This window comes from Caloramator australicus RC3, assembly GCF_000297115.1.
Lineage (GTDB): Bacteria > Bacillota > Clostridia > Clostridiales > Caloramatoraceae > Caloramator > Caloramator australicus.
This window is the reverse complement of record NZ_CAKP01000131.1, coordinates 1-9240: the sequence shown is the minus strand read 5'-3', so window position 1 is coordinate 9240 and position 9240 is coordinate 1. Positions and strand designations below refer to the sequence as shown.

At 29.6% G+C, this 9240-nt stretch carries 13 protein-coding genes; 4 read left to right on the top strand and 9 right to left on the bottom strand.

What is annotated here, in order from left to right; translation table 11 throughout:
* Together CAAU_RS15645 and CAAU_RS15460 are read right to left on the bottom strand one after the other, a co-directional pair.
* Positions 1–103: UPF0236 family transposase-like protein (locus CAAU_RS15645; RefSeq protein ID WP_156792098.1), on the bottom strand; the 103-nt coding region annotated here is incomplete at its 3' end.
* Between the two features lie 59 nt (positions 104–162).
* Positions 163–387 (bottom strand): UPF0236 family protein, encoded by a 225-nt coding sequence (locus tag CAAU_RS15460; RefSeq protein ID WP_008909800.1) that lies wholly within the window; start codon positions 385–387, stop codon positions 163–165.
* A gap of 150 nt (positions 388–537) precedes the next feature.
* Between CAAU_RS15460 and CAAU_RS12495 the strand changes: the two genes are divergently transcribed.
* From CAAU_RS12495 to CAAU_RS12485, 3 genes are all read left to right on the top strand, one after another.
* On the top strand, positions 538–1737 hold the full coding sequence (locus tag CAAU_RS12495) for a nucleotidyltransferase (protein ID WP_008909799.1): 1200 nt from the start codon (positions 538–540) through the stop codon (positions 1735–1737).
* Positions 1738–1798: 61 nt separating this feature from the next.
* On the top strand, positions 1799–2665 hold the full coding sequence (locus CAAU_RS12490) for a hypothetical protein (RefSeq protein ID WP_008909798.1): 867 nt from the start codon (positions 1799–1801) through the stop codon (positions 2663–2665).
* Between the two features lie 41 nt (positions 2666–2706).
* Positions 2707–2970: a hypothetical protein gene (locus CAAU_RS12485; protein WP_008909797.1), complete on the top strand. Its 264-nt coding sequence runs from the start codon at positions 2707–2709 to the stop codon at positions 2968–2970.
* Here CAAU_RS12485 and coaD read toward each other — a convergent pair whose 3' ends face one another.
* The 7 genes from coaD to CAAU_RS12450 all read right to left on the bottom strand — a co-directional run bounded on the left by coaD (position 2971) and on the right by CAAU_RS12450 (position 8851).
* Positions 2971–3453, bottom strand: a complete 483-nt coding sequence (gene coaD / locus CAAU_RS12480) for a pantetheine-phosphate adenylyltransferase (protein WP_008909796.1) — start codon at positions 3451–3453, stop codon at positions 2971–2973.
* The gene (gene rsmD, locus CAAU_RS12475; protein WP_008909795.1) at positions 3446–4009 is read right to left on the bottom strand and encodes a 16S rRNA (guanine(966)-N(2))-methyltransferase RsmD; all 564 of its coding nucleotides are present in this window, start codon (positions 4007–4009) and stop codon (positions 3446–3448) included. The genes coaD and rsmD overlap by 8 nt, the downstream gene beginning before the upstream one ends.
* Positions 4010–4076: 67 nt before the next feature.
* Positions 4077–4298, bottom strand: a complete 222-nt coding sequence (locus tag CAAU_RS12470; protein WP_008909794.1) for an alpha/beta-type small acid-soluble spore protein — start codon at positions 4296–4298, stop codon at positions 4077–4079.
* A 160-nt stretch (positions 4299–4458) separates the two neighbouring features.
* Positions 4459–4674 carry an alpha/beta-type small acid-soluble spore protein gene (locus tag CAAU_RS12465; protein ID WP_008909793.1) on the bottom strand — a complete coding sequence of 72 codons (216 nt, stop codon included), beginning with the start codon at positions 4672–4674 and terminating at the stop codon, positions 4459–4461.
* A gap of 80 nt (positions 4675–4754) precedes the next feature.
* Positions 4755–6791, bottom strand: a complete 2037-nt coding sequence (recG, locus tag CAAU_RS12460) for an ATP-dependent DNA helicase RecG (RefSeq protein WP_008909792.1) — start codon at positions 6789–6791, stop codon at positions 4755–4757.
* A gap of 56 nt (positions 6792–6847) precedes the next feature.
* Positions 6848–8440: a DAK2 domain-containing protein gene (locus CAAU_RS12455; protein WP_051004428.1), complete on the bottom strand. Its 1593-nt coding sequence runs from the start codon at positions 8438–8440 to the stop codon at positions 6848–6850.
* A gap of 60 nt (positions 8441–8500) precedes the next feature.
* Entirely contained in the window at positions 8501–8851 is a 351-nt protein-coding gene (locus tag CAAU_RS12450) for an Asp23/Gls24 family envelope stress response protein (RefSeq protein ID WP_008909790.1), read from the bottom strand.
* Positions 8852–9087: 236 nt separating this feature from the next.
* Between CAAU_RS12450 and rpmB the strand changes: the two genes are divergently transcribed.
* Positions 9088–9240 (top strand): 50S ribosomal protein L28 (rpmB, locus tag CAAU_RS12445; RefSeq protein ID WP_040306702.1); only part of this gene is annotated, 153 nt, incomplete at its 3' end.

Below are 9240 nucleotides of genomic sequence, written 5' to 3'. Positions count from 1 at the left end.
TTACTTCTTTATCCACCTTCTCATGTTTCCTTATACCTATAACATCATCAAGTAAATATCTATATTCTCCGCTCTTTCTTGATTTGTAGTATGTTCTTGTAATATTCTATTCCTCCTTAGGAGCGTAATTAATACTTTTCTTGTCTTTTCTTTCTAACTATCCTATTCCTTTTTTCTCTTATCATCTTCTTTAATCGCTTTATCTAATTCTTCTAAAAAGTCTTTTATTATATTCCTTCCAAGTTCATCAGTCGATTCTTTAACTACCTCAACAAGTTTTGTAAAATCCCATTCTTTTGACAGCATTTCTTCTACATTTTTTATTAATTTAGTAGTGAAATTTATTAAATGTTGTTGTATAATATCATGTTGTATAATATTATTCAAAAGAGACACCCCCTTATTGATTTGTGTTTTTTCCACTTTTTATTTTACCACAGGGGTTGTCTCTTTTAAATTTTTTGTCCTTTTTCGTCCTACAATAATTTTACACTATGATGTAAAAAAATATAATTTTGTATAAAAAGGAGATGCAAAATGAAAGTAACAGGAATTATTGTCGAATATAATCCTTTACATAATGGCCATTTATATCACCTACAACAAACTAAACAAGTTACAAATTGTGACTATGTTGTTGCCGTTATGAGTGGTAACTTTGTCCAAAGAGGTGAACCAGCAATAGTAAACAAATGGGCTCGAGCTGAAGCTGCTTTAAATGCTGGTGTTGATCTTGTTATTGAGCTGCCTGTAATTTATAGCATTAGCAGCGCAGAAAATTTTGCTTATGGAGCTATATCAATTTTAAATAAGCTTAACATTATAGATTCTATATGTTTTGGCAGTGAATCTGGTGATATAGAACCTCTTTTTAAAATTGCACAAATTTTAGCTGAAGAACCAAAGGAATATAAAAACTTATTAAGAAAATTTTTAAAGCAGGGGCTTCCATATCCAAAAGCACGTGAATTTGCTTTAAATAATTATTTTAAAGATACGAATAATCTTCTTCAAACTTCAAATAACATTTTAGGTGTTGAATATCTTAAGGCTTTAATAAAACTTAATAGCAATATTAAACCTTATACAATAAAGAGAATAAAAAATAATTATAATGATATAAACATCACCTCAAACATCGCTAGCGCAACTTCTATACGCCATAATTTCGATAATTATGATCTTATAAAAACTACTATACCTGAATTTTCCTTTGAAATTATTCAAAGGGAAAAACAACTAGGAAAGGGTCCTGTAAATCTTAATAATTTAGCAGACTTAATTTTCTATAAAATACGAAGTTTAACAGCAAATGAACTAAGTAAAATCCACGATATATCAGAGGGCCTTGAAAACAAAATAAAATATGCTGCTGAGGAATCTTCTACAATTGAAGAACTATTGAATTTAGCTTTGAGCAAAAGATATACAAAAACAAGGCTTCAGAGAATTCTCTTATACATATTATTAGATATTACAAAAGAAGTTTATTTGCAGACTATAAAAGAAATAAACTATATTAGAATATTAGCTGCTAATTCAAAGGGCAGAAAACTTCTTAAGTATGTAAAAGATAAAGCATTAGTTGATATTCCTATTATAATAAATCCATCTAAATATGATAAAGAGCTGTTGTCATTAGATATTAAGGCAACTGATATATATGTTTTAGGATATAATAATCCTAAGTATAAAATAGCAGTCCAAGACCTAAAAAATAAACCAATATTACTTTAAACATAGTATTAAATCCTATTGCATAAATATTAATTAAAGAAATTTGACGGTGTTTTATATTATGGTTATATTTATTCAATTGATGATATTATTTTCAATTATTTTATTTTTAATGGGTCAAAATAAAAGGGCAGCAAAAATTTTCGTAATATCAATGCTGATTACCATGTTTCTATTCCCGAAAAACTCAATTGAAGCAGCAAAAAACGGTTTTAACCTATGGATATATGTAGTAACGCCTTCCTTATTCCCTTTTTTTATATTAAATGACATAGTAATTTCCTTAGAAATTCCAGATAGTATATCGAAATTATTCAAAAATTATTTTAAAAAACTTCTTAATACATCTGGATATGGTGCGTATGTCTTTATTATGAGTATATTCACAGGATACCCAACTGGGGCAAAAATAGTTGCTCAGCTTATTAGCGAAAAAAAAATATCAAGTTATGAAGGTCAAAAAATATTAAATTTTGCAAGCACTTCAGGCCCCTTGTTTGTAATTGGAGCAGTTGGTATTGGAATGTTTAATAACATAAAAGTTGGATATATTTTGTTTATTTCTCATATATTAGGTGCAATTATTAATGGTTTGGTTTTAAATAACATCTTCTATCCAAAATCAAATGTTGCTGAGTCATGTTGGTTAAATAAAGATAAAAATACAAATAGGAATTTTTTAACGAAGTCTATCCTCAATTCCCTTACAACTACTGGAATAATTGGAGGATATATTATTTTCTTTTCTGTCCTTATAGAACTGATTTATAAGCTAAATATTTTCAATAAAATTGAATGGTTCCTTGATTTATTTTTAAATAAATCATTATCTAAATCTATAATATTAGCACTTCAAGGAGCAATAGAAATTACTAATGGATGTAATTTAATAAGTAAATCAAATATTCCATTTTTTTTAAAATCCTGATTTCAACCTTTATTATATCCTTTAGCGGGATTTCTATTATAATGCAGGTTTTTTCAATAACTTATGAAGAAAACATATCTATAAAAGCCTATGTAATATCCAAAATATCGCATTCTATTTTTTCTGTGTTAGTTGCATTACTTATGTTAAATTTTATTTCTATTGATAGTGAAACCTTTATGGTTGAACCTAATATCCCTTATTTTATAAGTTTATTTCCTCTATTAGAGATTTTATTAATAACAATACTAATTTTAAATGTTATCTACTTTATAAAAATTAATATTTTGGGAGAAAAATATTAATTATTTAAATTTATTCCTTATATCGTCTATTATTTCCTCAGGAACTAAATCCTTGATGCAGCCTCCATACATTGCAACCTGTTTTACCAAACTAGAGCTTAAAAAGGAATATTTATTACTCGTCATCATAAAAAGAGTTTCTAATTGGTTATTCAATTTATTATTCATCATTGCCATTTGAAGTTCATACTCAAAATCAGAGACTGCCCTAAGTCCTTTAATTATTACCTTAGCTGACTTTTCCTTTGCATAATTTACAAGAAGTCCCTTAAAACTTTCAACTTCCACATTATCAATATCCTTTGTTACTCTTTTGATTAACTCAACACGTTCTTCAATTGTAAATAAGGGATTCTTTTTTTCTGGATTCTCTAAAACTGCAACAATTACCTTATCAAATATTTTTGACGCCCTAACTATTATGTCAAGATGACCATTAGTTATAGGATCAAAACTACCAGGATATATTGCTATATTATTCATATTTATCCTCCTTAACCCAAAATATAATTTTGCATCTTCCATATTTTTCTGTTCTAAAGTTTTTAAAAATCCCGACGATTTCTGGGATATCATCCTTTTCATCTAGTTCCGAAATAATAAAAGTATTATCATTATAAATTCTATTTTCGCTTATTGCTTCAACGGCTCTTTGAACCATTCCCCTTCCATAAGGGGGATCCAAAAAAATCAAATCATATTTAAAATTCTCCTTCGATAAATTTTTTATAATTTTAAAGGAATCTCCAAAATAAGCTTTACTTCTATCTTCAAAATTTAAATTTTTTATATTTTCTTTTAAAACCTTATATGCAGATTTGTCCTTTTCTATAAAGGTGCAAAATTTTGCCCCTCGGCTTATTGCTTCAAGACCTAAGTTACCACTACCTGCAAACATATCTAATACAATAGCATCATAAATCTTATTTGATATTATATTAAACACAGACTCCTTTACCCTATCTAAAGTGGGTCTTGTGTTCATACCTTCAGGTGCCTTTATAATTCTACCTTTTGCTTCACCAGTTATTATTCTCATGCCAAGCCTCCTTTATTAAAATAAAGAAAAGGGAAGATTACCTTCCCTTTTCTTTATTTTATATTAATTATTGTCTTCCTGCAAGGCCTCTTTCATAAGCCTCTACCATCTTCTTAACCATATATCCACCTACTGAACCACATTCCTTTGATGTCATGTTTCCCCAGTATCCTGTTGGTGGAACCTGAACTCCTATTTCATTTGCTACTTCATATTTGAATTGTTCGAGGCCCTTCTTAGCTTCTGGAATAACAGTTTGATTTGTTCTTCCTACTAAATTTTCGTTCATTATTTTCACCTCCTGTTTCAGTTGCTTATTATTAATTTCTCCATTATTCGACAATATATTCATGTAAATATTGGTAATTAAATATATAACATAAAATCAACTTTAAAAGGGGAATAGAGAGAGCTCTATTCCCCTTTTATATCTTTGTGCTACCGCCTAATTATCTTTTTCCTGCAAGGCCTCTTTCATAAGCCTCTACCATCTTCTTAACCATATATCCACCTACTGAACCGCATTCCCTTGATGTCATGTTTCCCCAGTATCCTGTTGGTGGAACCTGAACTCCTATTTCATTTGCTACTTCATATTTGAATTGTTCAAGTGCTGCCTCAGCTTCTGGAACTAATGCCCTGTTTCTTGGTTGAATATTTATCATATTGTTTCACCTCCTGTTTCTGTTTCTATTATTAATTTAACCACTTAAAATGAAATTATAACAGGAAGTTTTTTTCTCAATTAGTTTATAGATATATTATCACCAATATTTTGTATTAATTCTTCTATCCTTAATTTTAACTTATAATAATCCTTATCTAATAGTCGTCTTGACTGAATTAACTCCCTTGCCACTTCTTTTGTTTGCATAAGAATATCTATATCTTTAAATAAATTCGCAACTTTAAGCTCCGGAAGTCCATGTTGTCTTGTGCCAAAAAACTCTCCCGTTCCTCTTAATTCTAAATCCTTTTCAGCTATCTCAAATCCACTGTTAGTTTTAGTCATAATTTTCATTCTTTCAATAGCATCATCAGTTTTTGCATCGGCAACTAATATACAATAGGATTTATAATTTCCTCTTCCAACTCTACCTCTTAATTGATGTAACTGTGCCAAACCAAACCTATCAGCATTCTCAATTACTATTATAGTAGCATTAGGCACATTTACCCCTACTTCAACTACTGTTGTAGAAACCAGCACCTGAATCTCATTATTTTTAAATTTTTTCATAATTTCATCCTTTTCGCTTGCAGACATTTTTCCATGTAATATTCCAATTTTGTTATATTTTAGAAAATTATTTTTTAAATTTTCAGCCATTTCTATTACCGATTCTGCTTCTAATTTTTCCGATTCCTCCACTAGCGGGCATATTACATATGCCTGTCTTCCCTTCTCTATCTCCTTTTTTACAAAATCATAAACCTTTTCCCGCATATTAGGCCTAACAAAATAGGTTTCCACTTTTTGTCGCCCAGGTGGTAACTGATCTATAACTGAAATATCCATATCGCCATACATAAATAAAGCAAGAGTTCTTGGAATCGGTGTTGCAGTCATAACTAATACATGAGGATTATGGCCCTTATTAATTAGAGTTGCTCTTTGTCTTACTCCAAATCTATGCTGTTCATCAGTAATTACAAGGGCTAAATTTTTAAATTCCACATTTTCCTGTAATAGTGCATGAGTTCCAATAACTATACTTATTTCTCCTTGAGATATCTTCCTTATTATCTCTTCCTTTTGCTTTTTAGAAGTGCTTCCAACCAATAATGCAATATTTATATTCCAATCCTTTAATAATTCTAAAATAGTATTATAATGTTGTTCTGCTAAAATTTCAGTAGGAGCCATTAATACTCCTTGATATCCGTTCATTGCACAATTAAATAAAGCAATAACTGAAATGATTGTTTTTCCGGAACCTACATCACCTTGAAGCAATCTATTCATAGGTGTGTTTTTTTTCATATCAATCAAAATTTCTCTTATAACCTTCCTTTGTGCCTCTGTAAGTTCAAAGGGTAATTTTTCCTTTAAAGCCTTTAGCTCCTTACTAACAGCCATCGAATAGCTTGTTGTGCTTGAAGAGTATTTTTTCTTTAGTTCAAATAAGCCTAGTTGTATTATTAGCAATTCCTCAAATTTTAATCGCCTTTTAGCCAGTTTAAGCATATTTTTATCTTTGGGAAAGTGAATATTTATAATTGCATTTTTTATGTCCAATAGATCGTATATTTTTCTTAAACTTTCTGGTAATAATTCTTCAACCTCTTGATCTATAAAATTAAGGGCCTGTTTTATAATTTTTCTCATAATTTTTTGAGTAAGATTTTTATTAATGGAATAAATAGGATTAATTCCTTGTGTTTCTTCATAATCCTTTTCATACTGGGGATCAACTAAAGTAATTTCTCCAAATTGTTTTGATACTTTACCGTAGAGCAACACTTTTTCGCCAATTTTAAAGTTATTTTTTATATACGGCTGATTAAACCATATCCCCGATATAAAACCAGTTTCATTTTTAAATAATATTTTATTTAATGTTTTACCTGTTTTAGTTTTCTTACTCGGAAAAATTTGTGCAACTTCAACTATTACACTTGCCATTTCATCATTTTCTAGTTTGCTTATAGGTTTTATGTTAGTTCTATCCTCATAGTCCCTTGGAAAATAAAATAGTGCATCCTTAACTGTATTAATTCCTAAACTTGATAAATACTTTGCAATTTTAGGTCCAACTCCCTTCAAATATTGAATCTCCATATATCCACCTCTTATGTGGTTAAATTTATAAAGGCATGCACTTTGGCATGCCATAATCATTCCACAGAAATTATATAATAATAAATAGGTTGCCCTCCAAAATAAACGTTTACATCAAGGTTTGAATACTTTTCTTTGATATATTCTTGAACTTTAGCAGCATCTTCTTCACTGACTTCATTTCCGTAAAATATTGAAATGAATTCACTATCTTCATCAATCATATTATCAACCAATTTAGTAACTACTTCATTTAAATTAGATCCAGCATTTACAAGTTTCCCATTTAATATTCCTATTATGTCTCCCTCATTAACTTCTATACCGTCAAAATTTGTGTTTCTCACTGCAAATGTAACTTGCCCTGTCTTAACCTTCGATATTGCTTCCATCATTATTTCTTTATTTTCATCAGCATTACTATCCGGATTAAAATTTAACATTGCAGTTATACCTTGAGGTATGCTTCTTGTTGGAATAACTACAACATTTTTATTTGCAAGATCCCTTGCCTGTTCAGCTGCAAGAATAATATTCTTATTATTAGGCAATACAAATATATTTTTAGCATTTATATTATTTATTGCATCTAAAATATCTTGTGTGCTTGGATTCATCGTCTGGCCGCCTTCTATAATTTTGTCAACCCCTAACTCTTCAAATATCTGTTTAAATCCTTCGCCAAAAGAAATTGTAATAAATCCATATTCCTTTTCATCTTGACTTGTATATTCAGTCTTCTCATCGGAATATGTATCATCTGTTAAATTTCTGTGTTGTTCCTTCATGTTGTCAATTTTAATCTTTATCAATTCTCCTAATTTTAACGCCTCTTCTAATACTATTCCTGGATTATTAGTATGAATATGAACCTTGATTAACTCTTCTGTTCCAACAACAACTATCGAATCACCATATTTTGTGATTTTTTCTTTAAATTCTTCAGGTTTTGCATTTTTAGTCTTAATAAAAAACTCTGTGCAGTAAGAAAATTTTATATCTGATGTATCTATTTGACTATATTTTACTTCTTCCTTCTTTTCTTGCTGTTTTACTTTTGCTTCGTTTATTTCACCTAACAAAGCCTTCAAAAAGCCTAAATATATAAGCGTTAATCCTTTACCTCCTGCGTCAACAACTCCTGCTTGCTTTAAAACAGGAAGTATTTCTGGCGTTTTATTTAAAGACACATTTGAATATTCATATATAAGTTTTATAAAAACTTCAAAATTACTTTCTTTTTTTGCTATTTCTATCGCCTTATCTGCAGTCTCTCTTGCTACAGTTAAAATAGTTCCTTCCGTTGGTTTCATGACTGCCTTATAAGCAGTATTTACTCCTTCCTTTAAAGCTTGAGCAAAGTCCTTTGTATTTATAGTTTCTTTTGTTTTTAAAAATTTTGCAAAACCTCTTATAAGCTGAGATAATATAACTCCAGAATTGCCTCTGGCACCCATTAAAGATCCCATTGAAATTGCATCACAAACATTAGTAACATTAACATCCTTGATTTTCTCCAATTCACTTACAGCAGCCATTATTGTAGCTGCCATATTTGTTCCTGTATCTCCATCTGGAACTGGGAAAACATTTAATGCATTAACATCTTCTTTGTTGTTTTCAAGCTCATATGCACCATTTATGAACATTTGTTTCAATAGTTGTCCATCCAACAACGTAGTTTGTTTCAATGCTTAAACCTCCTTGCTTTAAACTCTAATGTCCTGAACATAGACATTAACTTTATGAACTTTTATTCCTGTAAAATTTTCAATTGTGTATTTTACTTTTTCTATAATGTTCTCAGCAATAACAGGTATTTTAGTTCCATATTCAACTATTATAAACAAGTCAATAACTACCTCATCATTGTTAATTATTACTTTAACCCCTTTGTTTAGCTGCTCCTTCTTCAAAAGTTCCCACAAACCATCCGTTGCTCTTTTGGAAGCCATTCCAACAACTCCATAGCACTCAGTTGTCGCTGCACCAGCTAATTTTGCTATTAGCTCATCTGTAAATTCAATATAGCCTAATTCGTTATATATTTTTACTGACATACTTAAACCTCCCAACCTTACTAGGGATACTAGTCTTTATTTTATAATTTTATATTAATTATTAAAATTCTTCAAGATAAAATATTTATAACTGTAAAGTAAAAATACTTTACAAAATCAAAAATGCATTATATAATTATTATTGTAATAAATCGGACTTGTAATGTTTTCTAGTTTCTGTTAAAATAATAAAGGTCTTATAAATGAAGTATTGTTCTTATTAAGGAGGTGCCACAATGTCTAGAAAATGCGAAATTTGCAATAAGGGGTTAGTTTTTGGAATTCAATATAGCCATTCCCATCGTAGAACAAACAGAACTTGGGCTCCAAATCTTAAGAAAGTAAAAGTTATTATAAACGGAACTCCAAAGAGAGTTTACGTTTGCACA

What these genes read in the sequence shown, in the direction of transcription:
- CAAU_RS12495 (WP_008909799.1), top strand. Translation starts at nt 538, where the DNA reads ATGAAAGTAACAGGAATTATTGTCGAATATAATCCTTTACATAATGGC.
- rsmD (WP_008909795.1), bottom strand. Translation starts at nt 4,009, where the DNA reads ATGAGAATAATAACTGGTGAAGCAAAAGGTAGAATTATAAAGGCACCT.
- CAAU_RS12485 (WP_008909797.1), top strand. Translation starts at nt 2,707, where the DNA reads ATGCAGGTTTTTTCAATAACTTATGAAGAAAACATATCTATAAAAGCC.
- coaD (WP_008909796.1), bottom strand. Translation starts at nt 3,453, where the DNA reads ATGAATAATATAGCAATATATCCTGGTAGTTTTGATCCTATAACTAAT.
- CAAU_RS12465 (WP_008909793.1), bottom strand. Translation starts at nt 4,674, where the DNA reads ATGATAAATATTCAACCAAGAAACAGGGCATTAGTTCCAGAAGCTGAG.
- CAAU_RS12470 (WP_008909794.1), bottom strand. Translation starts at nt 4,298, where the DNA reads ATGAACGAAAATTTAGTAGGAAGAACAAATCAAACTGTTATTCCAGAA.
- CAAU_RS12490 (WP_008909798.1), top strand. Translation starts at nt 1,799, where the DNA reads ATGGTTATATTTATTCAATTGATGATATTATTTTCAATTATTTTATTT.
- CAAU_RS12450 (WP_008909790.1), bottom strand. Translation starts at nt 8,851, where the DNA reads ATGTCAGTAAAAATATATAACGAATTAGGCTATATTGAATTTACAGAT.
- recG (WP_008909792.1), bottom strand. Translation starts at nt 6,791, where the DNA reads ATGGAGATTCAATATTTGAAGGGAGTTGGACCTAAAATTGCAAAGTAT.
- CAAU_RS12455 (WP_051004428.1), bottom strand. Translation starts at nt 8,440, where the DNA reads ATGTTCATAAATGGTGCATATGAGCTTGAAAACAACAAAGAAGATGTT.